At 61.6% G+C, this 24,035-nt stretch carries 19 protein-coding genes; 11 read left to right on the plus strand and 8 right to left on the minus strand.

All coding sequences use genetic code 11. The features are described 5' to 3' along the window. The 3 genes from QN224_RS28815 to QN224_RS28825 all read right to left on the minus strand — a co-directional run. Window positions 1–834: sugar ABC transporter permease (locus QN224_RS28815; protein WP_283979442.1), on the minus strand; the 834-nt coding region annotated here is incomplete at its 3' end. A gap of 87 nt (window positions 835–921) precedes the next feature. Continuing rightward, the gene (locus QN224_RS28820; protein WP_283979443.1) at window positions 922–2,205 is read right to left on the minus strand and encodes a sugar ABC transporter substrate-binding protein; all 1,284 of its coding nucleotides are present in this window, start codon (window positions 2,203–2,205) and stop codon (window positions 922–924) included. Between the two features lie 40 nt (window positions 2,206–2,245). Next, the gene (locus QN224_RS28825) at window positions 2,246–3,250 is read right to left on the minus strand and encodes a LacI family DNA-binding transcriptional regulator (protein ID WP_283979444.1); all 1,005 of its coding nucleotides are present in this window, start codon (window positions 3,248–3,250) and stop codon (window positions 2,246–2,248) included. A gap of 878 nt (window positions 3,251–4,128) precedes the next feature. On the opposite strand from QN224_RS28825, the gene QN224_RS28830 reads away from it, so the two are divergent. Beyond that, entirely contained in the window at window positions 4,129–4,425 is a 297-nt protein-coding gene (locus QN224_RS28830) for a hypothetical protein (RefSeq protein ID WP_283979445.1), read from the plus strand. Window positions 4,426–4,438: 13 nt separating this feature from the next. On the opposite strand, the gene QN224_RS28835 is transcribed toward QN224_RS28830, so the two are convergent. The 4 genes from QN224_RS28835 to QN224_RS28850 all read right to left on the minus strand — a co-directional run bounded on the left by QN224_RS28835 (window position 4,439) and on the right by QN224_RS28850 (window position 7,836). Further along, on the minus strand, window positions 4,439–5,269 hold the full coding sequence (locus QN224_RS28835) for an oxidoreductase (protein ID WP_283979446.1): 831 nt from the start codon (window positions 5,267–5,269) through the stop codon (window positions 4,439–4,441). A 106-nt stretch (window positions 5,270–5,375) separates the two neighbouring features. Next, on the minus strand, window positions 5,376–6,089 hold the full coding sequence (locus QN224_RS28840) for a hypothetical protein (protein ID WP_283979447.1): 714 nt from the start codon (window positions 6,087–6,089) through the stop codon (window positions 5,376–5,378). Beyond that, on the minus strand, window positions 6,086–6,400 hold the full coding sequence (locus QN224_RS28845; protein ID WP_283979448.1) for a hypothetical protein: 315 nt from the start codon (window positions 6,398–6,400) through the stop codon (window positions 6,086–6,088). The genes QN224_RS28840 and QN224_RS28845 overlap by 4 nt, the downstream gene beginning before the upstream one ends. Next, the gene (locus tag QN224_RS28850) at window positions 6,370–7,836 is read right to left on the minus strand and encodes a DUF2235 domain-containing protein (RefSeq protein WP_283979449.1); all 1,467 of its coding nucleotides are present in this window, start codon (window positions 7,834–7,836) and stop codon (window positions 6,370–6,372) included. Before QN224_RS28850 ends, QN224_RS28845 begins: the two co-directional genes overlap by 31 nt. Before the next feature lie 276 nt (window positions 7,837–8,112). On the opposite strand from QN224_RS28850, the gene QN224_RS28855 reads away from it, so the two are divergent. From QN224_RS28855 to QN224_RS28890, 8 genes are all read left to right on the plus strand, one after another. Beyond that, entirely contained in the window at window positions 8,113–9,504 is a 1,392-nt protein-coding gene (locus tag QN224_RS28855; RefSeq protein WP_283979450.1) for an NADH:flavin oxidoreductase, read from the plus strand. 38 nt (window positions 9,505–9,542) lie between these two features. After that, the gene (locus QN224_RS28860) at window positions 9,543–11,072 is read left to right on the plus strand and encodes a cytochrome c (protein WP_283979451.1); all 1,530 of its coding nucleotides are present in this window, start codon (window positions 9,543–9,545) and stop codon (window positions 11,070–11,072) included. After that, entirely contained in the window at window positions 11,069–11,500 is a 432-nt protein-coding gene (locus QN224_RS28865; protein WP_283979452.1) for a hypothetical protein, read from the plus strand. The genes QN224_RS28860 and QN224_RS28865 overlap by 4 nt, the downstream gene beginning before the upstream one ends. Continuing rightward, window positions 11,497–12,981 (plus strand): c-type cytochrome, encoded by a 1,485-nt coding sequence (locus tag QN224_RS28870; RefSeq protein ID WP_283979453.1) that lies wholly within the window; start codon window positions 11,497–11,499, stop codon window positions 12,979–12,981. The genes QN224_RS28865 and QN224_RS28870 overlap by 4 nt, the downstream gene beginning before the upstream one ends. Before the next feature lie 24 nt (window positions 12,982–13,005). Continuing rightward, window positions 13,006–15,780 (plus strand): hypothetical protein, encoded by a 2,775-nt coding sequence (locus tag QN224_RS28875; RefSeq protein WP_283979454.1) that lies wholly within the window; start codon window positions 13,006–13,008, stop codon window positions 15,778–15,780. A 2-nt stretch (window positions 15,781–15,782) separates the two neighbouring features. Then, complete coding sequence (locus QN224_RS28880) at window positions 15,783–17,585, plus strand: GMC oxidoreductase (protein WP_283979455.1); 1,803 nt, start codon at window positions 15,783–15,785, stop codon at window positions 17,583–17,585. Window positions 17,586–17,602: 17 nt separating this feature from the next. Further along, entirely contained in the window at window positions 17,603–20,479 is a 2,877-nt protein-coding gene (locus QN224_RS28885) for a hypothetical protein (RefSeq protein WP_283979456.1), read from the plus strand. Window positions 20,480–20,768: 289 nt separating this feature from the next. Next, window positions 20,769–21,377 (plus strand): NYN domain-containing protein, encoded by a 609-nt coding sequence (locus QN224_RS28890; RefSeq protein WP_283979457.1) that lies wholly within the window; start codon window positions 20,769–20,771, stop codon window positions 21,375–21,377. 185 nt (window positions 21,378–21,562) lie between these two features. Here the strand turns inward: QN224_RS28890 and QN224_RS28895 are convergent, their stop codons facing one another. Then, window positions 21,563–22,033: a MucR family transcriptional regulator gene (locus QN224_RS28895; protein ID WP_283979458.1), complete on the minus strand. Its 471-nt coding sequence runs from the start codon at window positions 22,031–22,033 to the stop codon at window positions 21,563–21,565. A gap of 235 nt (window positions 22,034–22,268) precedes the next feature. Here QN224_RS28895 and QN224_RS28900 point away from each other — a divergent pair, with 235 nt between their 5' ends. Together QN224_RS28900 and QN224_RS28905 are read left to right on the plus strand one after the other, a co-directional pair. After that, window positions 22,269–22,409, plus strand: a complete 141-nt coding sequence (locus QN224_RS28900) for a hypothetical protein (RefSeq protein WP_283979459.1) — start codon at window positions 22,269–22,271, stop codon at window positions 22,407–22,409. 1,019 nt (window positions 22,410–23,428) lie between these two features. Next, window positions 23,429–23,740: a DUF736 domain-containing protein gene (locus QN224_RS28905; protein ID WP_283979460.1), complete on the plus strand. Its 312-nt coding sequence runs from the start codon at window positions 23,429–23,431 to the stop codon at window positions 23,738–23,740. Window positions 23,741–24,035: the final 295 nt, after the last annotated feature.

The raw sequence follows: 24,035 nt of genomic DNA on the forward strand, positions 1-24,035 counted from the left end.
GAAACCGGTGCGCACCATGTAGTGCACGACTGTTTCGGTGCTGCTCCTCGGGCCGCCCTGGGTCAGGATCGCAACCTGGGTATAGAGCTTGAAGGCCTGAATGGTGGTGATCACCAGCACGAAGACGTGTGTCGGCCTGAGGCCCGGCATGGTGACGTGCCAGAAGCGCTGCAAGGCATTGGCGCCGTCAATCCTGGCCGCGTCATAGAGCTCATCGGGAATGCCCTGCAGGCCCGCGAGATAGATGATCATCTGGAAGCCGTACGCCTGCCAGGCCGACAGCAGCACGATCGAGAACATCGCCCAGTTCGGGTCGCCGAGCCAGTCGATCGGCTGGATGCGGCCACCGGAGAGGAAGCCGATCGCCTGATTGAGGGGGCCGGTCGGATACTGAAAGAGCGTGCCCCAGATCACACAGACGACGACCATCGACGTGATCGCCGGCAGGAAGAACAGGCCCCGGAAGAAATTGCGCAACGGCAGCTTCTGGTGGAGCAACAGGGCGGTGGCAAAAGCCAGACCGCACTGCACCGGCAGAATCCAGAAGGTGAAGCGCGAGACGTTCCAGAGTGACGTCCAGAAGAGATCGTCCTTGAAGATGCGCAGGAAGTTGGTGAGGCCGATGAAACGGACGGGGGTCGGGCGCGGTACCAGTGGCTGGTTGGTCATCGCCGTCCAGAACGACAAAAGAAATGGCACGACGAGGAAGATCGTCAGCAAGGCCACTGCAGGGGCGAGCATGCCAACTTCCTGGAACACACGGCCCCTGTCCCTAAGCCGTGCTGGACGTGTCGCGACAGCGGTCGCTGGCAGCGCCGGTTGCTGCAAGGTCATGATCTCCTCCTCATCTGAAAATGCGTCGCTTGTTCGATCGGCTGCTGCGGCCGCGCGGTATGGGCGCCACGCGGCCGCACACGGGCGTTATTGTTGTTCGTCGAAGGGCGGATAGCCGTCGTTTTCTTCGATATCTTCGTCGATCTTCTCGGCTGCCGCGGTGAGTGCAGCCTTTACGTCACCGCCATTGAAGATCTCGTCCACCGCTCCCATGAAGGCCGAAGTGATGATCGGATAAGCCGGATGCGGGGGTCGTGCGACCGCCGTCTTGGATGCCTGCTCGAAAGCCACCGTCATCGGACCGCCGTCGGCGTAGAGCGGTGACTCTGCGGCGAAGCTCTTCAAACCGGGATAGGCGGAATCCTTCTTCGCATAATCCCGGAATGCCTTGTCCTTGAGCATGAAGCTGACGAACTTGCCGGCGATTTCCGGATGTTCGGACGCCGTGGTGATGCCCCAGATCCAGGTGCCGTTGGGGCTCGCGCCCTTCGGCCCGAACGTCGGCAGCGGCATGACGACGATGTCATCCTTCATCGTGGCGGCGGCTTCCGCATAGAACCAGTGACCGCCGAGCGCGAGCGCCGCCGGATGTCCCTTCGCGAAGAACTGATTGGTGCCGGACGATTGCGGCACGACCCAGCCGTTCTTCACCCATTTCTGCATCATCGTCAGCGCATCGACGCAAGCATCGCTGTCGAGCGTGCCCACGGATTTCCAAGCCTTGCGGTCGATGAGGTCGCAGCCCGCCGATTGCAGGATGGGACCATAGGCATAGGTGATCCATTCGGTCTTGATGCCGTAGCCACGGAACGTGTCGATCGGCCATTTGACGCCATCGAGCTTCGACAGCTTCTCGAGGTAGCCTTCGAATTCCTCGCGTGTCCAGGCGTCGTCCACCGATTTCGGGATGCGGGCGCCGATCGCTTCCAGATATTTCCTGTTGCCGTAGAGAACGACCGAAGAGTCGGTCAGCCCGACGGCGTAAAGCTCCTTGTCGACGGGGTAGGTGCCCTGCGCGATGTTCGACTCGGTCATGTCGTCGATGACATCCTGCGCGATCAACGGCCTGATCGGCTGCAGGTAGCCCGACCAGACGTAGTTGGCGAGGAAGGGCGCGTCAAGTTCCATGACGTCGGGCAGTTGCTTGGACATCACCGCCGCGCTGAACTTCTCGTTGTATGCGTCGTGCGGAGCGTAGATGAGCTCGATGTCGACGTCCGGGTTGGCTTCCTCGAACCGCTTGGCGACCTCGCCATAGGTCGAGACCCAGCCGGGATCGCCCTGGTGCATCACGTGAATGACGGTTTTTGCCTCGGCGAAGCCTCCGAGCGCAACAGACGCCATTAGGAACGAAAGTAAACGTTTACCCATCACTATTTCTCCTCCTCAACAGGCTTTAAGTGCTACTGATTTATACGGATGACCGCTCCACCATTTGGAACGGAAGCTTGTGAAGCTCGCCTGGTGCCGTGTCGCCGGCAAGCAGGATCTCCGCGGCCAGGCGGCCCATCGCCCGATGCGGCAGGGCCATGGTCGTCAATGGCGGATCGAGACGCGATGCAATATCGACCTGATTGTCGAAGCTGGCGACAGCCACGTCGTCGGGGATTTGCGCCCCAACCCGGCGCAGCGCCGCATAGACCTCCATCGCCACACGGTCATTGCCGCACAGGATCGCATCCGGCCGGTCAGGCCCCCTCATCAGCTCGGTAATGTGGGAAAGCACGAGGCTGTGCGCCCTGTCGCTGTAAATCGCTCTGCGAACAGCCGGCAACACGCGGGCGCCGCCGCCATCAAAGCCGGCCTCAGTGATCGCCTGTCGGAACCCCGCTTCGCGCAATTCGCCGGCAAGCAGGCCGGGCAGGTTGATGAAGGCGATATTCCTGCGCCCGGCCTTGATCAGATAACTTGTGATGTCACGCGCGGCGCCAAACTCATCGGGTACCAGTGCGGTCACCCGGTCGCTCGCTTCGCGGCAATTGATCATCACCCCGACTGTCTCAGCAAACTCCTCCGGCAGCGCGACTGTCTTGTGGTACATGGCGGCATAAGCGATCGCCCGCGGGCGGAAGCGGCGCACTTCCTCGATCACCGCGCCTACGTCGCGGCTCCCGTTCAAGGTCATCGCAAAGACGGCCATGTCAGAGGCTCGCGCCGCACCATCGAGCCCGCGGATGATTTCCGTCGCGAAAGGGGAGGTGATCAACTCGTCGGCAACGACGCCGATCAGCGGCATCCAGCCCTGCCGCATGCTGCGCGCGGCGAAATTCGTCACATAGCCGAGTTCCTCAGCGATCGCCTTGATGCGCAGCCGGGTCTGTTCCGACATGCGGGCCGAGCCGCCATGCAGCGCGCCGGAAACCGTCTTAATAGAGACGCCCGCGCGTTCGGCGATGTCGTTGAGGGAGACGTTCATGGCTTCACCGAGGGTTAACGATTACCCATAAGTAACATTAGCTCAGGCTCAAGTCAAATTGATAGAATCTAGGCCGCTTCATGAATCTCCCTCGACCTGTTGAAGGCGCCTCGCCCAACCGAGAATGATGTCCCGTTCGTGCTACATCGCATAATGGATCAATGGGAGCGCCGACGTGAGAAAAGCGGAGAGTAACGTAACCGCTATGAAATCCGGTGTAGACCTGCCGGAAGACGGGGTACTGGCGACCCATTTCTACGGCTCTGTCGGCCGAGGTGGAGAAAGTCGTAAAGGCGGACTCCGTTGCCGGCGAGCAGAAGGCCGAGACGGCGACCTACAGCGCCGCACGTCTTATCAGACGCGCAAAGGTCGCTGTAGCACTTTGAATTGCTGCATGTCTCCTTAAATCGAGGTCGATTTAAGGAGACATGCAGTAGAGCGCTGCACGACCGACGCTCAGCGTGCGCAAGTATCTTCTAAGCATCCGAACCTCCACGGCTGGATGGCCTCTATCGCGGCGATGGCGGCGCCGCTGACAGCTTCAACTGCGTGAATGTTCAGCTCACGTCGGAAGACATCGACCTCCTGGAAGCGGCTATCCGTGCGAGGGCGCGGTAAGGCTATCGTCGCGTACATGCCACTGGAACCGAGGATGGCCACAACATCAAGCGACGTGAGTACGCCAGTGGCGCTGGGGGTCTATCTTTCTAGGCACGCCTGATCGAGAAGAGTGTTGAACTTCGATTCCGAATCAATGAACCTATCCACGGAGCGCGTGAATCCTCGTGCCAAGTGTGCGGAAGAACCCGATCAGGATGAGACGGCGCGCTGCTACATATGTGCACAACGGCGGTTTGAGCATACGAAAAGGATGCTACATGCGTGCGCCATCAGGTGCTGTTGCGGGACTTTGCTCTGCCTCCGCCACCATGTTCGCAGTGGGAATGGCGTTCCTTGGCTACTGGGGATTGTATGAGCCCGGCGGCTGGCGCAGCGCCGATTTTGTTATTGTGATTTTGGCGCTCGTCGGATTTGCAGCGCTTGGCTCGGTGCCCTGGATTGTGACGACCCCCATTGCAGAGGACGGCGAGGAGAAGGTCATAGCCGCCAGACGAGCGTTGGCGTCGGGAGTCGTCTTGATCTGGCTGTCCGTTCTCGTCTCGGTATTCACCTAGTTCGCCGCATGTCCTACCGCATGACACTCATGACGATCCGATCAAACATGCGATCTCCCAGCCATTTTCGTAGCATGATCATCGCTCTGGCATATTTTCCGACGGCATAGCGCGTGCGCGGCTTTCGCGCCTTGATGGCCTTTGACACGACATCGGCGACCACGCTCGGATCGGTGCCACGACCGTGTCCATAGGCCTCCTTTGTAGACCTGGCCACGTCCTTTGCGAGCTCAGCATAAGGACCATTGCTCGATCTTTTCACGAGACCTTCTGCCATCACGTCGCCGAAGCCCGTCTCAATCAGGCCCGGCTCGATGATCACAATCTTGATGCCCAATGGTGCAAGTTCAAGTCTCAGGCAGTCCGACCACCCTTCGAGGGCATACTTTGTGGCGTGATACCATCCTCCCAGCAGGGTGTAGATCTTGCCACCCATCGAGGTAATATTGACGATCGTTCCGGCTCCGTTTCTTCTCATTGCTGGCAGCAGAAGCTGCGTTAGGCGGGCGGTGCCAAAGACATTCACCTCGAACTGGTAGCGAGCCTCGTCGATGCCGACCTCTTCGATTGCGCCGTAAAGGCCGAAACCGGCATTGTTTACCAGGACGTCGACGCCACCGGCTTCTTTGAGAATGATTCCGACCGCATCTCTGATCTCGTCATCCCTGGAGATATCCATGCGTAGCGGCGTCGCTCCGAGGCTTGCCAGATCTTGCATTTTCTCCATCTGGCGCGCGGCCGCATAGACTTGGTAACCCTCAGAAATCAGGCGCTTGGCAATTTCCTTACCCATCCCGGAGGATGCGCCGGTGACGAGTGCGGTCTTCCTTCGTCTGCTGTTCATCGAAAGTCTTTCTCTTTGACGGGACTAACTGGAAGTCTCGGCCGTGTCGCTGACCGGCAGAACCAAGAGGTTTTCAGTATGCGCCGCTCGTTGCGCTGAGCGATCATCAGTTTTGGCGCGCGAGCGGATTGCGGCACACCGTCCTTGTAGATTGTTCCCGCTTGAATTCGACGACCTCGCCGGCGCGCTTGTATCTTCTGACTGTGAACTCGGTGCCAGCCGGGAATTTGGTAGTCTGGCTGTATTTGCCCGAAGCGTCGAGTTTCGCCTTCCATGGCGAGAATAGGCTGTCGGTGTCGAAAGCAACACCTGCGTCAGCCTCGGCCTTGATCTCGATCTCGTCATTGCAGGCCTTATCGTGAACCAGGCGTCCATTCTGAAGTACACGCACAAATTTGCTGCGCTCTTCGTTGCTCAAGCTTGCGGCCGTCTCCAGGATGCTCTTCAGGTCCCTGATCGCATCATAAACCTGGAAGGGTTCGGAGATTGAGTCGGACCGGACCTGGTCTGTGTCAACGATGGCAAGGGCGTTGACGTTGACCTTGACGTCCTCGTCCTCGCTCCAGAGATCACCCATCATCTTCTCCTTGCCGACCCGGATTTCGATGTCGTTGCACGGCGCGTACCTAAAAGCATAGGTTTCGGTCGGCGTAATCGTGATTCCGCCGTAATGCTGGGTCGAGAATTCGAATTTCGATTGAGCGATCGCGACCGCCCGGTTCTCGCCCATTCGACGCTCTATATCCTCGATCGGAATGGAATGCGTTCCATCGACGCGGACATAGACGAGTAGGCCTGTCAAGGTGACGGCAAGGCTCAAACCGCGCCCCTTCTGTCTTTCTTCTGCTGGTTCGGGAGAAGAAGAGGCGTGCCGGCAGGAATATATCTGCTCTGGTCCAAAAGGTCGTAGGAATTTGCTGACAGGTCGGCGAGTTGCACGCTGCCGCTCTTGGCGATGGCGACGCCGGTGATCTCGAACGGCTTCTCGTTCAGGATACGGTCTTCAGCGCTTGAAGGTCGCGCCGGAAAATGCGCGAGTGCACCAACAAGCACCCCCGCGAGAAATCGGCGACTGGCAGCAAAATTGAACGTCTTCGACATTATTTCCCCCGCAATATCGATGGCACCCAACTGCCCAGCGCTGTCCGCAGCCGCACAGGCCAGGATGGTGTCAGCTCTTCCCGGGTGAGCGGGTCATAAAGCGATGAGACCTCCCGATGGTTTCTCAGATTTTCGGGCCTGTAGACCCGCCATGCGTCGTACTGCACGACGCCGCGCAACTTGAAACGCTCGACGACCGACGGATGCAGCGGCGCGTCGACCGGTATCTCCCGTAAGCCCCGTCGCCACTTCAAACGGCCGCTCTTGCATTCATCGTGCTGCGCGCCACCGCTGAGCGGAAAGAGGTTCAGCCAGTTCGGCTCGATCAGAATGGGATGAGGAATGCTCGTTGCCCGCTCCACCATCCAGGCGAGCGCAACGTCGGATAGTCTCGACTGGTTCTCGGGATAGCTGCCGCCGATGTCCGAATGGACGCCGGCGAACCATAGTTGTTCGAACCAGCCATCTTGCTTGCCCGGCTCGACTAAATCGTCCTGGTTCGTCCACGGCACACGTGCGAATGTGGCACGGTTCTCATCGATCGACAGCGCATGCTTGGCATAGGAAACGCGTGGGTTGAGAACAGTGTCGTAAAACCGCATGCGCCATCCGGTCAGATGGACCGTTTGCCACCACGGAACCGGCAGTCCCGTCGCCCATTTCAGATGCGCGTGCAGGTACCATATGATGCCGGTCAAGCCGACCGCACACAATGAGAGCGCAAGCCAACGTCCAAGATTCATTGATATCGGCAGAACCAACCAGGTGAACCAGGACACGAAGGCGAGCGAAATTGCCAGGCCGCTCAACACGAGAACCTGCTGAAACCGGTTTATGCCGAGTGCGCCGACCGTGTCCCAGACACCGATGAAATAGGGCACCGTGTTCGATCGCCCGTCCGGGTTGCTTGAGCCATAGCGCGCCCTGAACCGGGCCGCGAGCTCCTTTCGCTGCTGTGCGAGGCGATCGCTCTGTCTCGTCGCTCCATGCTGGTAGACGGACCGGACCGCTTCCGTGGCGATTGCCCGGGCAGATCTCGCGTCGCGCTTGAGCGGGTTCTCGTCGGCCATTGTCGTTGGCATGCCGCAAAGCGACAGCACGCCACCGACGCATCTGGCGGTATAGGCGCCACGGCTAAATCCGAAGAGGAAGATCCGGTCTCCGGGTTCCCAGACCTCAAGAATCGCTGCGTAGCAGTCGATGATGTTGCGGGTAATTCCGAGTCCGGTTGCCTGCGCCAGGACATTGTAGATCTTCCGGATAAAACCGATCCTGACATAATCGCCGTCCGACGCCGACCCCAATCCAGGATCATAGAAGGCCATTTGCCTTTCGGGATTGACCCGTGAATCCGGCCCGCAGCGCGTTGCCCTGAAGAGCTTATAAACATTGCTGCGCCGCTCGTCCGGCATGAGGCCGCCGGCTTGGCCAGTGCCGTCTGAAAAGATCAGTATGTTCTTTCCCATGCCCATCGCCCCAAAAAGTCACGTGATGCTGCAGAATATTTCGTAAGTCAAAGCAAAAATACCCATATAAATTAAGTGAAAAGCATCAAAAGGAGAATTAATTAGTACTATTATTTTGACATTCCTTGGAAGTGAGAGAATGTGCATTGATTTGCACGTTAAAGTATTATACCGTGAGTCAAAATAACGAAGTCCATAGTCTTGCTTCTGGTGAAAGCGCGCCTGTGCGCCGCAATAGTACTTTATGCTTTAACTAAACTCGGGCGGGAATAGACAATGTATCCGGACGGTGAGTATAGCCACGAGGATAACGCGAACGTCATCTTCAGGCCGCTGAAGTTTCGCGTGCTCGAAGTCAAGAACAGGCTGTTTCGTTCCAATATTTCCGGCATGTTCGACGAGTACAACGGACATGGCGGCAACGCGCGGCTGAACTGGGAGGAAAAGTTCGCGCGCGGAGGCGTGGGCTGCATCATCTCCTCCTTCACCCCGGTTGCCGTTCGGGGCCGGATCCTCGTGCGCTACGCGATGATCGATGATGACAACAAGATTCCGTTCTGGCGGGCCGTCGGCGAGCGCGTGCACGCGCACGACTGCCGCTTCATCATGCAACTCAGTCACTCGGGACGGCAGCAGGATTTCGGCGGGGTCGAGAACCTCTACAACAAGGGGCTGAGTTCGACGAGCAAGAGCGACTATTTCCACGGCCTGCTGTCACAGGCGATGACGAAGCCGGAAATCGCGGAAGTCATCGAGCAATTCGCCCAGGGCGCGCGCAGGGCGCGCGAGGCCGGCCTCGACGGTGTCGAACTGCACGGCGCCAACGGCTACCTGATCACCCAATTCCTGAGTTCGGGCATCAATGATCGCACCGACGAATATGGTGGCAATTGGGAGGGCCGCGCCAGATTCGTGCTGGAGATCGTTCGCGCCATCCGCCGGGAGGTGGGGCAGGATTTCCATCTGCAGATGAAGATCAACGGCGTTGACCATAATGACTGGCTTTACCCCTGGATCCCCAAGGGCAATACCCTCGATGAAACGATCAAGATCTGTACGCTTCTGCTGGACGGCGGCAAGGGCGTTGACGCATTTCATGTCTCCAGCGGCTCGACCTTCCCGCATCCCCGAAATCCGCCGGGCGACCTGCCGATGCGCGACCTGGAGCGCTGCTACGACGGGATGATCTCGCAGGGCACGCGGACACGGTTCAACTACGCGATCTTCACTAATTCCTTGGGTTCGCGTCTCTTCCGGCATTGGTGGCGATGGCGGCGCGGAAAGGTCATCGAGGGCATCAATCTCGACTATGCGCGTGCGATCGCCGACGCCATTGCCGAAATAGATCCGAGCATCAAGGTCCTCTGTACCGGCGGATTTCAGCACGCCGACAAGATCGCCGGAGCGATCCGTTCGGGCGCCTGCGACGCCGTCAGCATGGCCCGGCCGTTGATCGCGAACAACGACCTGCCGAAGATCCTTGCCCGGGAGAACGGTCCCGAGCCCAGGCGCGAATGCACCTATTGCAACAAGTGTCTCATCAACGACCTCGAAAATCCGCTCGGCTGCTACGAACTCAGCCGCTTCGACGGCGACAGCTTCGAAGAGCGTCACCAGCGGATGATCGCTGAGGTCATGTCCGTATTCGAGCCGCCCGCCTTTCATTGAACCGCCGCCTTCGTGCGGCGACCGCTGGAGCTTGCAAGATGAGCAGTGACGACGATCGCCTGACCCCGGTAGAAGTCGCGGTGTCACGCGCGCGGCGCCGGAGGCTATTGATCCTGGCGCTGCTGGTGCTGGGAATCGGCTACTACCTCCTGTTCGTCAACCAGTACGTGCTCGCGTTCGAGAATGAGACGGAACACTTCCTGCACGGATCGATCGGCAGCGAGGTCGCCACCGGCCCACCATACTGGGTCTTCAAGGCGCTTCCGGTCATGTACAAGGACCGACTTGGCGGCGAAGGCTATCGCCGCTTCGGCTTTCTCTACCAGACGCCGGATGCAGATCTTCCTATCGGCGTGTCGCGGCGCGTCGTTTCGGGCGTGGAACGGGTCTGGCTGAACTGTTCGGTCTGCCATGTCGGCACCTATCGCCTGCCAGGCGAGAGCGAACGGCACATGATACCCGGTGCACCTTCCAACAATCTCAGGCTGCAGGAGTTGATCACATTTCTGATCGACGTCGGGCGGGATCCGGGTTTCAACGCCGACGCCTTGATCGCGGCGATCAACGGCGACGAAGTCGGGGGCGACCTGAACGTATTCGAACGGGCCATCTATCGCCACGTCGTCTTCCCGCGCGTGAAGAATGCCTTCCTCGATCTCGGCAGGCGGCTCACTTTCGTCTCCCGCCAGGAGCCGTGGGGGCCGGGTCGGGTGGACACCTTCAATCCCTACAAGGCGATCCAGTTCAATTTTCCGATGGGGCCCGAGAATATCAGCGGTGCGGCGCTTAACGGATCGTCGGACTATCCCGCGATTTGGCAGCAGCGCCCGCGCGAGGGGATGAACCTCCACTGGGACGGCAACAACGACTCCGTGGCCGAGCGCAACTTGAGCGCTGCACTTGGCGCCGGTGTGACGCCGGTGACGGTCGACAGGCGATCGATCGGACGGATCGAGCGATGGATGCGGGATCTGCAGCCGCCAAGGTTTCCTGCCGCCGACCAGATCGACCGGACCAGGGCCGCTGAAGGCGAGCATCTCTTCACCCGCTATTGCGCCGAGTGCCACGGCCAGCGCGGGCCCAATGGATATGACTACGACACCAACCGCTATCCGCGGCTCGGCAAGGTGGAACCGCTCGCGGAAATCGGCACGGACCCCGGCCGCTGGGCTTCCTATACCGACAATTTCGTCGCCGCGCAGAGCCTCCTCTATGCCGGCTATCCCTGGCGCTTCCAGCGGTTCCATAAGACGGAAGGCTACGCGAACCATCCGCTCGACGGCATCTGGGCGCGCTCTCCCTATCTTCATAACGGTTCGGTCCCGACGCTGCGCGATCTGCTCGAGCCGAGCAGTCGGCGCCCCGTTGTCTGGTACCGCGGCAGCGACGAGCTCGACCTCCGGCGGGTCGGTTATCGCACGGACGCGGCCACGCCGGGCGGATCGCTCTTCCGCTATGACACGTCCCGTCCCGGAAACGCCAATACCGGTCATGAGGGCCCGCGCTACGGGACCGATCTGCCCGCGTCGGCCAAGGACGCGCTCATCGAGTACATGAAAACGCTATGATCCACGTTCAATCACTCGCCAAGTGGAAGACACGGCACGCGATCCTCGTCTGGGTCGGCATCCTGCTGAACTTCGCATTCGTGGTGCCGCTCGTCTTCTGGCCGCACTGGATCCTCGATCTTTTCGATGTTCCGGCGCAGCAACTGATTTGGCCGCGCTTTTCCGGCTTGCTCCTCGGTATCCTGTCGACCTTTTACATCCCTGCGACGTTCGATATCGATCGCTATCGCATCTTCGCCTGGCTCGCGGTCTTCCCGTCGCGCACCTTCGGGGCGGTGTTCTTCTTCCTTGCGGTCTTTGCCTTCGGGCAGCCGGTCGGTTTCCTGGCCGGCGTGCTGCTCGACGGTTCGATCGGGATCGCCACCCTCATATGCCTGCTGCGCATCGTCAGCTTGGAGCAGGATCTAGCCAGCGGGAGGGGAATATGAGGCAGAGACGGCGGCGTTTCTGGAAGGTTCTGCTGGGCGTGCTGATCACCCTCGTTGCTGTGGCCTCAGCAGCGTACCTGCTCTTATTGCGGCCCGTGGCGCAGCCAGGGACGAACGACCTCGCGCAGGTCTTCAATCACGGCTCGATCGGCAACGAGGAGACGCAAGGTCTGCCCTACTGGATCTGGCGCGTGCTGCCGCAGCTCTTTCCCGAGCATCTGCCGGCAAACAAGGACGGCTACAGCGCCTTTGGCCTCTTTTGGGCGCGGGGCGAGCCGGTGCCGGTCGGCCTGTCCATGAGTACGCTCGGCGTCATCCCGCGCGTCGCGCCGAACTGTGCGTTCTGTCACCAGGGAAGCTACCGGCTGTCGGCATACGACCCGCCGACGCTCGTCACTGCCGGGGCCGGGGGCCGGGTCAACCCGCAAGCCTATATCCGCTTCCTGATTGCCGCCGGCGCCGATCCGCGCTTTACCGCCGACGCGATCATGCCCGAGATCACTGCGATCTATGACATGCCGCTCTGGGAGCGCGCGCTCTATCGTTTCCTTCTGATACCGGCAACGCGGGCGGCGCTTAGGGAGCAGGGCCGGACATTTACCTGGATGCAGAGCCGCCCTGATTGGGGACCCGGACGCATCGACCCCTTCAATCCGGTGAAGTTCCAGAATCTCCGTCTCCCCGACGACGGCACCATCGGCAACTCTGACATGATGCCGTTGTGGTCCCTCGGCGAGCTTGAAGCGACCAACGAACGCCGCTTCTCTCTCCATTGGGACGGCCTACAGACGGATCTGCGCGAGACTGTGCTTTCGGGAGCGATCGGCGACGGAATGACCTACAAGTCCTTCCCGAGAACAGAGGAGGCACTCGACCGGATGAGCGACTTCATCCGTCTGCAGCCACCGCCGCCGTCGCCGTTCTCGAGCGCACGGCCGATCGGCGACCCGTATCGCGCCGACCCGGCGGCAATCGACGCAGGGCGTGCGATCTACCAGGCCGAGTGCGCCACTTGTCATGAGCCCGGCGGTGCGCGCTACCGCACGCCGATTTCGATCGTCGACGTTGGCACCGATCGGCATCGCCTCGACATGTGGACCCCGGCCGCGCGACAGCGCTATGCGGACTACGAATCCGATTACAAGTGGGGCTTTGCGAACTTTCACAAGACCGAAGGATATGTCGCCACTGGTCTCAGGGGACTCTGGCTGCGCGGCCCCTACCTGCACAACGGCAGCGTTCCGACGTTGAAGGCGCTGCTCGATCCGCCGGCGCAGCGCCCGCGCCAGTTCTATCGGGGTTATGATCTGATCGATCCGGCAAATGGCGGGTTCGTCAGCGCTGCCGGCACGGACGGCGAGCGCTACGGCTCGCTCTACGACACCGCGCAGCCGGGCAACGGCAATACGGGACATCTCTGGGGCACGGACCTGCCTGCAAGGGCGAAGGAAGATCTCCTTGCTTATCTCAAGACGCTTTGACCGATGCAACGGGGGAGGCAAGCGATGACGCTCAGGAAACGAATCAAGCGCCTTTTGGTCTATACGGTGACGGCTGTCGTCGGGCTGGGCGTGGTGGCTGTCGTCGGCGCGGTTCTGATTGTGCGCGCGCTCGTCGAGCCCGATGCCGAGGCGTTCGGCACCGTCGAGGACGAAGCCAAGCGCGCTGGCCTCAGCCGCGGCGACTTTCGCGCGGCGCCGGAGCCTTACTTCGCTGCCATGGACAAAGGCCTGCTCCTGCCGCCGACGCCGGGTGCCGACTATCGGCCGGAGATCAGGCAAATCGCCAAGGCGACCGGCCTCGAACCCGAGGTGGTGCGCCAAGCTGCGATCCGTGGTCAGAACGCCTGGATCGTCTGGACCGGCGGCAACGACCGTTTCTGGGATTTTGCGGCACGCACGGCGATTGGCTCCTTCGATCTCCTGAAGCTCATCTCTTCCCCTCCGAAACAGGCCTATGGCCGGTGGAACCGCTGGCGCTATCTCGGCCTCGTCAACGAACCCTGTTTCCGTCAGGCAAAGGAACCGGACAAGCACGGCCTCTGGCTCGACGAACGCCTCGAAGACTGCACGACCGATCCCTTCGGTGGCAACGCCGCCGCGGACGCCCGCTATCCGGGGGTGGTCATCGGCGCGCGTGGCAAGAGCGAATGGCTCAAGGGCGAGACCATGCCGGCAGGTTCCTATTACGGAAAGCCGAGCGGGGTCGTCGGGCTCCGCCTCTTCCCCAATCCCGACTTCGACGCGGAGGCCGCGAAGAAATGGGACCCGGTGCGCTACTATAACGACGCCACCTATTACAACGACAAGGATCTCGTGCGTCCCTACCGCGTCGGCATGTCCTGCGCTTTCTGTCACGTCGGGCCGAACCCGATCAATCCGCCAAAGGATCCGGAGCAACCGGACTGGACCGAGCTTTCTTCAAATCCCGGTGCGCAGTATTTCTGGGTGGAGCGCATCTTCTTCTGGAACACGGCGCCGCGCAAAAGGGCAGGTGAGCCCGCGCGGAACGAAGGGAACTTCCTGTTCCAGCTCTTCCACACCAATCCTCCCGGATCGCTCGACACCTCGCTGGTCTCCACCGACTACATGAACAATCCACGGACCATGAATGCGGTCTATGAGGTAGCTGCGCGGCTCCGGATCGCGGCGGGGCAGGGACAGGAGCGGCTCGAGGGAGACGAACAGGACAACAAGCAGTTCCAGGATTACCCGCAGACCAGCGCCTTCAGCTCACTTTACGATGAAGGCAGCGGCAATGCCGCCTCGATGCGCGTGCTGAAGGACGGTGCCGACTCAGTCGGGACTCTCGGCGCACTCAACCGCGTCTATCTGAACATCGGGCTCTTCAGTGAGGAATGGCTCCTGCACTTCCGCCCGTTCCTCGGCGGTCAGAAGATATCGCCGATCCGCATTGCCGACGCGCAGAAGAATTCCGCCTATTGGGGTGCGACCGAGGACATGACCGCCGACATGGCGATCTTCTTTCTCGTTACCGCGCGCGCCGACCGGCTCGCAGACGCTCCCGGAGGCGCGGCATACCTCGCTGCACGCGATCCGCGTGCGGTGGAGCGTGGCAAGATGGTCTTTGCGGAAAATTGTGCCGCCTGCCATTCGAGCAAGCAGCCCGTGCCGCCCGTCGAATCCGGTGTGGATGCGGGGATCTGCGCGGGCGGCGGGGCCGGACCGCACTATCGCGAGTGTTGGGACCGCTATTGGGCATGGGCGCAATCGGCCGAGTTCAAGAAAGGCATGGTCGAACTCGTGACAGCGCGCGATGCCAGTGGGCGTGAAACGTTCCTCGACGGCAATTATCTCTCGACCGAGCGGCGCGTGCCGATCGACGTGGTCGGCACCAATGCCTGCAGCGCGCTTGCCACCAATGGCCTTTCCGGCGACATCTGGGACAATTTCACGTCCTCGACCTACAAGTCCTTGCCGCCCCCGCGTGAGCTTGCCGTCAATCACCCGGTTTCGGGCGCAACCATGCCGCTGAAGTCGCTCGGCAACGGCAGAGGTTATCTGCGGCCGCCGTCGCTCGTCAGCCTCTGGTCGACCGGCCCCTTCTTCCTCAATAATTCGCTCGGCCACGAGGACAGCCATTACCAGGGGACATATGACGTCGCTGCCAATGGCGCGACGGGGCCTGCCTACGGCGCGAGCTGCCCGGCCGCCGATCCGAACGATCCCTATCTGCCCTGTGTCGAGAACCGGCTCGTCGTGTTCGACCGCTCGATCCGGCAATTGCTGTCGCCGGCAACGCGCCGCACCGATGACATGACGACGGCGCCGGTATCGGGCTACATCTATCGTACCTCCGCGCCGTCCTGCTTCATCGTACCGGCGGGCTACATGCCGGATGGCGTGCGCCGCTTCGCGGGTCCGCTCAATCGATTGGCGGGCTGGGCGTTCGGTCCGGACGGTTCGCTGCATCTCGGGCCGTTCCCGAAGGGCTTTCCGGTGAATGCGCTCGCAAACACCAAGCTTCTTCCCGACAATGACGAGGACGACATGCTCGCCCATTACAAACGCCTGATCTCGGCGAGCCCGACGCTGATCGGCGCCTTTGCCAAGCTCGGCGGCCAATGCTCGCCCCAGGAGCTTTCCAACCCGACGGTCCAGGCCCATGCAGAACAAGTTATCCGCGAAACCGGTCTGATCGACGCGCTGGTGGGCCTGAGCAAATGCCCGGACTACGTGGTCAATCGCGGTCATCTGTTCGGCGCCGACCTGTCCAGTTCGGACAAAGAGGCCCTGATCGCCTTTCTGAAGCAGCTCTAATCATGCCCGAGCAAGCGGTTCACGACTACATCGTCATAGGCGCCGGCGCCGGCGGCGCCGTCGTCGCTGCGCGACTGGCGGAGGAGGGCAGGGACGTCCTGGTGCTGGAGGCCGGCTCGGACCCGCTCGCCCCCGGCCTCGACCGGGATAAGGACATGCCGCTCGCCGACGCCTATCGCGTCCCGGCCTTTCATGCCTTCGCATCCGAGCACCCGGGCATGGCGAAGGACTATTGGGTTCGGCACTATGCCGACCTCGATCTTCAGCGTCGCGATTGGCGTTATTCGGCCGAGGAAGACGGGGTACTCTACCCGCGGGCGAGTGGCCTCGGCGGCTGCAGCGCCCATCACGCGATGATTATCGTGCGACCGAACGACGCCGACTGGAACCATATCACGGAACTGACCGGCGACGAGAGCTGGAAGGCCTCGCGCATGCAGGCCTATTTCGAGCGGATCGAGCGGTGCCGGTATCGCTTCTTCCTATGGCGCTGGCTTGCGTTCGTCACCGGCCTCAATCCGACCGGTCACGGCTGGTGGGGCTGGATGACGACGGAGCGCTCCTTGCCGCTTAGAGCATTGATCGATCGGCCCTTGCGGCGCGCGCTGCTCAATTCGGTGAGGGCGGCGGCGGACAGCTATGGCCGGCCGGGCCTGGGTTGGGAGACGACTGAAGTCGACCCCAACGACCGGCGGTGGTGGAATCCGGGCGCCTGCGGCGTCCGCCTGACGCCGCTTTCGACCCGGCGTCATGCTCGCTCAGGACCGCGCGAGCGGCTGCTGGACGTGCAAAGGCGCCATCCCGATCGTCTGACAATTCGCCTGAAAGCCGCGGTGACCCGCATCGCGATCGAGGACGGCAGAGCAGTCGGCGTCTGGTGCCGGTCGGAGGACGGCAAGCAGTATCTGATCCGGGCGCGGCGCGAAGTGATCGTTGCTGCCGGCACCTTTGCATCGCCGCAAATCCTGATGCTGTCGGGCATCGGCGACCCGCAGCACTTGGATGCGCACGGCATTGCGGTTGTCGCTCCGCTGCCGGGGGTCGGCCGGAATCTGCAGGACCGCTACGAGGTTTCGGTCGTCAATCGCGTGAAACGGCCGTGGAAAATGCTGAAAGGCGCCACCTACACCCGTCATGATCGGTATTATCGCTGGTGGCAGTGGTTCCGCGTCGGCAACTACACGAGCAACGGTGTGTTGTTCTCGCTGGCCTTGAAGTCGCGTGAAAGCCTGACCCAGCCCGATCTCCACTGTTTCTCGCTACTCGCTGACTTCCGGGGCTATTATCGCGGCTATTCGGAGCGGATTCGCGCGCCGGACTTCCTGAGCTGGGTGGTGCTCAAGGCCTATTCGCAGAACCGGGGCGGATACGTCCGGCTGCGGAGTGCAGACATAGGCATAGCGCCGGAGATCCAGTTCCACTCCTTCCAGGAAGGCACGGGCGATTACAATGTCGATCTCGACGCTGTCGTCGAAGGCATACGCTTCGTGCGCAAGGCAGTCGACGGCATGGACGATCTGGTCGCCGACGAAGAGGAGCCCGGGCGCAACATCACGAGCGACGAAGCACTTCGCACCTATGTGCGTGAAAACGCCTGGGGACATCATGCCTGCGGCACCTGTGCCATCGGTCCGCGCGAGCTTGGCGGCGTCGTCGACAGCGCCTTTCGCGTCCACGGCGTCAGCGGATTGCGCGTGGTCGACGCGTCGGTATTTCCGCGCATCCCCGGCTACTTCCTCGCCACCGCAGTCTACATGGTTGCGGAAAAAGCGGCCGACGTCATCCTGGCGGATGCGGCGCCCTGAACGATAGGAGGTCGGCCATGACGCGCCCCCTGAAGAACAGCGACGAAAACGATGCCAGCCTTTACAACTGGCTCGGCGCCAGGGTGAGGCGGTTCGTTCGCTGGTGGCGAAGGTTCGACGCGCGGGTGAACCAGCCCTTGCCCGCGGGGCGGGGCCGGTTCTGGACATGGTTGGCACCTGACGGTTACCCGTGGTACGTGCCGACACTCGGGCTTGTGCTGATCACCGCCATGGCGCTCGGGCCGACGTTGCGGACCGAGGTCAGGAACGTCGCGATGCTGGTTTTCGGCCTGGGGCTTTTGGCTCTTCTTCATATCCTCGCTGAACGCAGTCGATTGCTTCATGCCTATCTCCTCGCAGGGCAGCTTTTCATCCTCGTCCTGCTGGCGGCCATCCATCTCGTTCTTGCCCCGCCGGAAGCCTTCGGAACCGACACGCAGGCCCTGCGGCTGCATGTGGGCGTCGCGATCGCGGCGATGCTGGCGGTGTCGCTCGGCGCGGTGTGGACGATCGCCCACGCTCTGTTTCGTACGGGCACGAACGGGACACTTGCGCACGCGCTCCCGAATGTCGAGCTCTTCGCACCGAAGGATCGCTACGAGAAGGGGCCCCTCGCGGCCCTCGTTTCGGCGTTCTTCATTGCGCCGATCAGCCATCCGGTGGAATTGCTGTTGCCCGGCTCGCTTCTCGTGCTCTTCATTCCGGACCATTACCTCTGGCCCGGCTTCATCATCGTCGGCGCCGCGGCCTGGCTCGCCCTTTTCCTCGGAATTCTCTTCGATCGGCTGATGGAGGTCTTGAAGACGGTTGGCCGACTCTTCTTCGTCGGCCCGCAATTCGTGATCAGTGTGCTTGTGATCGTCGTTGCCGTGCTGCGCCTCGCGGAGGTCCACTACATCACCTATCTGTTCAACGCCGGTAGCAGCGGCTACGGCAACACCACCATCATGAAATACGTGGCGCTCGCCTATGCGGTTGCCTGGTACTACGCCTTCTGGAGCGACCACTTCTTGGCGCGACGCCTGATCCGGTTGCTTGCGGGCACAGGCAGTGAGTTCACGCCACTTAGCATTGACTACCCCTACAAAGGCGGCTCGGATCTCAGCAAGGTCAAGAACGAGGGACGCAGCATCGCCTTGCATGGCGCGGGACGGCTGAAGATCGCGGGCGAATACGAGGACAGCTACGAGGCCTCGGGGCCAGCGTTGCAATTCCTCACCGCAGCGGAAGTGCTCACCGCGTTTCGAACCCAGCTCGAGCGCATGTCTACAGAGAGAACCGACACCTCCCATCCGCTGGCGAGCGTCCGCAACCTGCAACGTTCGGCCTTCGTCTATCCCGCGATCACCGGGGCATTTGCATTCGGACTGATCGGCATACCATGGGTGGTGAGCCTCTTCGGCGCCGTGCAGCCGCCGGAAATGGCCGTCAATCGGGCGCCACCGGCGGATCTCGATCTCTTGTCCCTGCTGCAAACCGAAACTGGGCCTGCCGGCGCCTGCCCGGCACTCGGCCCGGACACGCCCCGGATCGCGGTCGTTGCCTCCGGCGGCGGAACGCGCGCGGCAATCTACACCGCGTCGCTTCTGCACGGACTCGCGAAACAGGGGCGCATTTGCGAGGTTGTCGCCGCAAGCGGCGTCTCCGGCGGCAGTGCCGCTCTCGCCTATTTCGCCCTGCACGAAGACGAGCTCCGCCGACCGGGGCCGCCCAATGCAGCGGCATGGCAGCGCTTCTCCGACACGATGGCCTTGCCATTCATCGAATACGTCTTAGACGGCGCCAGCGACATGCGGATCGTCTTCGGCCGCTGGCGGTGGCGAAGTGCTGCCTGCGGCGAGGCGTTCTCCCGTAACGAGCAGGTCGTGGAATGGATGCCGGCGCGCAGCCGGCTCGGCAGCATCCTGGCCGAGTCCTTCGTCTGTCGCTTGGGCGCCGGCGTCATGGCGGACCCGTCCTTCGGCCTCATTCTGAATACGGCGATGCTTGGCTCCTTCGATGCCGCAAGTGGTCGCTGCGCGAACGACGGTCTGCCGTTGCCGGAACAGGCCCGGAAATGCCGGGCCGAAGGCAATGCCGCCGGCGCGGGGGGACGTGTGGTGCTGACGAACCTGCGGAAGCCGGAGGCGGGCCCGAGTGCCGGCGAGGGAATGGAGATCGTCACGCTGAACGACGCCAGTCTTTCGATCGCGCGCGCGGCCGCGCTCAGCGCCAACTTTCCGCCGGTCTTTCCCGATGCCGCCATTGACCTTCAAGCGGCGCCCGGATCGGCAGCGCGGCGATATTGGGTGACCGACGGCGGCGCGGTGGAGAACCGCGGTGCGATAACCCTCTATTTTGCCGTCCGAGAGACGATGCGGCCCCCGCCGGCGGCCGTAAGGCTGGCGCCATTGCACGTCGTCGTCGCCGACGTGTCCGCGTCCGATGATCACTACACCGAAAGCTTCGGTTTCAATTCCGTGCTCGGCGCCGGCGGTCAGCTCGGCCTGGCGCTAGAAGGCGAGCTCCTGGCCGATCTCAAGGACATCTACTGCAGACGGGGTTCGACGATTGGGGTCCACGAGATCGCCATGCCCGCGGTGCTGCGCAACGGAGGCATCGGCACCCACTGGCTCCTTCCCGGATCGCTGACCTTCACGGACCCGAAAACGGGCGATCGCGTCACCCTGTCCGCTGACGATGTGAAGAAGCTCGTCGTCGCCCTGCACGACAATACGGCGCAGGTCTTCGACGATCCGGAGGATGCCGCAAAGGTCCTTGGCTGGACACGGGAGGGCGTCCCCTCGCACCAGCAGCGCTGGCAGGCGTTGCTGCGGGCGCTTTCAACGCCCGCGGTCCAAGCGGACTCCTCCTGCGAGAGGCGGACTTCCGGTGGAGCGATCTATGCGCCGTGACCATTTTCAACGCCTAACGTCCGAGCGCCACTATGTCGGCAGCCTGCCCGCATCCGGGTGCGGGCAGGCCGGAAGACCGGGCGACTCAGCATAGCGGTAGCCACGCCGGTGCCGATCTCAAGTACTGCCTATGCGGTTGGGAGCCAGGAAGATCCGTCACGAGAGCGACATGTCCAAGCCGATCGATAGTGACATTTCCCAATAGTCGAAGAGTGCAGCCGGGGAGGGAACGAATAGATGCCGGCATCCGCAGCATCGCTGCCAACGGTTGCACTGTCTAGGAGCACAAATGTTCGATTCCCGAGAAAAAATCGCCCTTTTTATCGATGGCCCCAATCTTTATGCGGCCTCAAGGAGCTTGGGCTTCGATGTCGATTACCGCAAATTGTTAAGTGCATTCCAAAAGCGCGCGTATGTTTTGCGCGCGTATTATTACACGGCCCTCGTAGAGGAGCTGGACTTTTCCTCGATCCGCCCACTGGTCGACTGGCTCGACTATAACGGCTATATCGTCGTCACTAAGGCGGCGAAGGAGTTCACCGACTCGCTTGGCCGGCGCAAGATCAAGGGCAGCATGGACATTGAACTGACAATCGACGCTCTGGAGCAAAGCCAGGCTGCGGATCACCTCGTCATTTTCTCCGGCGACGGCGATTTCACAAGACTCGTAAAAGCGCTGCAACGCAAGGGACGCAAGGTTTCCGTCGTCTCGACTATGGCCACTCAGCCGCCGATGGTTGCGGATGAACTTCGTCGTCAAGCGGACCACTTCATCGATCTCGTGACGCTGCGCACCGAGATTGATCGTCGTGCGGATGCCAGAAATGCAGCACCAGCCACCGAGATTACAGAAGACGTCAAGGTCGATCCGCGCTCTGTGGCTGCGCGCGCTCGCTAACCCGAGTCCCCTCAGCAAGCGCGATCTTCAACGTTCTCATGACTGAGGCCGCACCCGTCAGCTTCGCCTCGGAAAGCCGTCCGGTATTTAGGCGGGAGACCGGTTTCGTTTCGGAACCATTGTCCTGTTTCGGAATACGCAGCTTGAAAGCATTCTCACTTGCGACGGCTCAGCGGACGGCGGCATCAGCTGAACGTCAGTCCTAACTTTTTGCGAACGGGAGCACGGGGTTCGGGTGCCGGTACAGCTTTCTTTCCCAGGCCTGTTGCTCGTGCAAGTGCAGAGCGCTGTCGAGTATAACTCGGCGCTGTCATCGGATAGTCGGCCGGAAGCTTCCATTTCTCCCGATATTGTTGCGGCGTGAGACCGTACTTTGCCATCAGGTGCCGCCTCAGAGATTTGAATTTCCCGCCGTCCTCCAGGCAGATGATGAAGTCCTCTGTAACCGATTTCTTAATAGCGACCGCGGGGCGTCGCTCCTCGGTAACGGGCTCGGCTTGCACTGCTCGAGACGTCCCGTCCAAGGAGTCGTAGGTTTGCTGAATTAGATCCGGAAGCTCACTGGTGGGAACGACATTGTGGGCCAAATAGGCGGACACGATGCGGGTGGTGAGCTCAAGTCTGCGTTGAGTTATTTCCGAATGCGCTTCCGTCAATCGTCTTCTCCGTGGCCTATTAAATCGAATCCGTAACTGACAGGTATTCAGTCCGAAGGAAGGCAACATGATAGCGAAGCCATTGGATTGCGCGATATTCGCCGACACGTGCTGTGGAGCCGGCTGCCGTCTCTGATCATCTTGCTCAACACCGTCAAGGGCGGGGCATCGGCTCCCACTTTTACCCGCACCGTCGACCGGCGTGCACTGTCTCCATCGGAATGATCCGAACGCAGTGCAAACCGCCACGATCGAGCAGATGCGGCGCAAGGTGCAGGAACTGGCGGCCTCACCGGCCGGCGCTCCGTCGCATCCCGTCGTCACGCAATGGCTTGGCTTTCCATGGACGAGTTCTGCGGACGAAGCCGAGTCGTGAGGCCCGGCAGGTCAACCGGTTTCCTCTCATCGAGAGGCGGATGAGCTGGGAGGATTGCCTCGACGGGCTCAGGAGCCACGGCCACCCCGATCCGCCCAAAAGCGCCTGCATCCGCTGTCCCTTCCACGCCAACAGCCTTTGGCAATCCATGCGGGGACAATGACGCCGAGGCATGGTCCGATGCTGTCGCGGTTGACCGGGCGATCCGCACGTGCCTGCGCAGTACCCGCGGCGAGCTCTTTCTAGATCGATCCGGCGTTCCCCTTGATGAAGTCGACTTTTCGACAGCGGCCGAACGCGGCCAGCTCGACCTGTGGCCGAACGAATGCGATGGGATGTGTGGCGTGTGATCGTCCACCAGGCAAGGATCGTTGACTTCAGCACCTAAGCGCTGCGCAGCGGGGCGAAGCCGCCGCCTTGCGGCCGACCCATGTTCGGCCGACAACCTTGGGGCCGAACCACACCAAGGCGGCCAGTGCCGGCGCCTAGCCCTTAATGGATATATTTCATGATCGTGGAGCGGCCGTTCCTTCTTGATTGCAGCCGCGCGGCTCCTGGAGTTTCAGCGGTCGGCCCGTCGTCTTTCGATATGAGGAGGCGGTTGGGTCCGTTTCCCGACTGAGGATGTTTGTCGTTATGCGATCACAGATGACGGGGGCAGCCGAGTTTGATGGTGCCTGACCGTTACCGAGGTTGCGATCATCATGCCGACGGGAGGCCGCCTTTTCGTCTGGCCCGGTGTTTCACGGAAGGGCGCGCACCTCGCGTCTTCGATGTGGCTGGTCTGACCGAAGGCCGCCTTCGCTTTGCTCCGCCTCGTTCTCAAGCCCTCAACAGCCGTTCGCGACTTTCTTCCCCTGCTGGCTTCGCCACCATTCCTCGCGGACCAAGAAAGTCTCGCCCTGGCTGCTCTACACTACCGTTTCGGCCCCTCCGGGGTGCGGGCCGACCGCCTCCGGTCCATCCACCACCATCGAGGTCGCGATGGTCGCGGCCCGAGAAACTCACGGAGACGACAGATGGCTACCATCGGCACTTTCACTTCAAACGGCAGCTCCTTTTCCGGCGTCATCAAAACCCTCAACCTCAATGTCAAGGTCAAGCTGGTCCGCATCGAGAACCCCTCCGACAAGGGCCCGCACTTCCGCATCTTCGCAGCGGCGAATGTGGAACTCGGAGCCGCCTGGCAGAAGGTCTCCAACGAGGGTCGCGACTACCTCTCGGTCAAGCTGGACGACCCGAGCTTCCCCGCGCCGATCTACGCCACACTGATCGAGGTGGAAGGCGAGGAAGGCCTGCAGCTGATCTGGTCCCGGCCGAACCGGGATTGAGGTTCCCGCCAGGGGCGCCGCCGCAAGGCGGGGCTCCCTCTTCACGCATGAGAAAGCCGGAGCCTCCCGCGTTTCGGGTGCCATACGGAGCCGGGTGGGTCTGCTCAGATCCTCCAACGGGCGCCCAGACCGAAGGCCTCGAGGACGAGCGGTTAGACCCCAAAATGCTGGCGCATTTCGGTTTCCCTACTCGCCGGCTCCGACGGTCGCCTTCCTCGCTTCCCCACCCCTCCGGTCCGCCATGACCGGAGCCGCCCTCTTTCACAAAAATCATGCAGACGACGATGACGATTTC

It is taken from the genome of Sinorhizobium sp. 7-81, assembly GCF_030124405.1.
Lineage (GTDB): Bacteria > Pseudomonadota > Alphaproteobacteria > Rhizobiales > Rhizobiaceae > Sinorhizobium > Sinorhizobium psoraleae.

What these genes read in the sequence shown, in the direction of transcription:
- QN224_RS28820 (WP_283979443.1), bottom strand. Translation starts at nt 2,205, where the DNA reads ATGGGTAAACGTTTACTTTCGTTCCTAATGGCGTCTGTTGCGCTCGGA.
- QN224_RS28825 (WP_283979444.1), bottom strand. Translation starts at nt 3,250, where the DNA reads ATGAACGTCTCCCTCAACGACATCGCCGAACGCGCGGGCGTCTCTATT.
- QN224_RS28830 (WP_283979445.1), top strand. Translation starts at nt 4,129, where the DNA reads ATGCGTGCGCCATCAGGTGCTGTTGCGGGACTTTGCTCTGCCTCCGCC.
- QN224_RS28835 (WP_283979446.1), bottom strand. Translation starts at nt 5,269, where the DNA reads ATGAACAGCAGACGAAGGAAGACCGCACTCGTCACCGGCGCATCCTCC.
- QN224_RS28850 (WP_283979449.1), bottom strand. Translation starts at nt 7,836, where the DNA reads ATGGGAAAGAACATACTGATCTTTTCAGACGGCACTGGCCAAGCCGGC.
- QN224_RS28855 (WP_283979450.1), top strand. Translation starts at nt 8,113, where the DNA reads ATGTATCCGGACGGTGAGTATAGCCACGAGGATAACGCGAACGTCATC.
- QN224_RS28860 (WP_283979451.1), top strand. Translation starts at nt 9,543, where the DNA reads ATGAGCAGTGACGACGATCGCCTGACCCCGGTAGAAGTCGCGGTGTCA.
- QN224_RS28865 (WP_283979452.1), top strand. Translation starts at nt 11,069, where the DNA reads ATGATCCACGTTCAATCACTCGCCAAGTGGAAGACACGGCACGCGATC.
- QN224_RS28870 (WP_283979453.1), top strand. Translation starts at nt 11,497, where the DNA reads ATGAGGCAGAGACGGCGGCGTTTCTGGAAGGTTCTGCTGGGCGTGCTG.
- QN224_RS28875 (WP_283979454.1), top strand. Translation starts at nt 13,006, where the DNA reads ATGACGCTCAGGAAACGAATCAAGCGCCTTTTGGTCTATACGGTGACG.
- QN224_RS28880 (WP_283979455.1), top strand. Translation starts at nt 15,783, where the DNA reads ATGCCCGAGCAAGCGGTTCACGACTACATCGTCATAGGCGCCGGCGCC.
- QN224_RS28885 (WP_283979456.1), top strand. Translation starts at nt 17,603, where the DNA reads ATGACGCGCCCCCTGAAGAACAGCGACGAAAACGATGCCAGCCTTTAC.
- QN224_RS28890 (WP_283979457.1), top strand. Translation starts at nt 20,769, where the DNA reads ATGTTCGATTCCCGAGAAAAAATCGCCCTTTTTATCGATGGCCCCAAT.
- QN224_RS28905 (WP_283979460.1), top strand. Translation starts at nt 23,429, where the DNA reads ATGGCTACCATCGGCACTTTCACTTCAAACGGCAGCTCCTTTTCCGGC.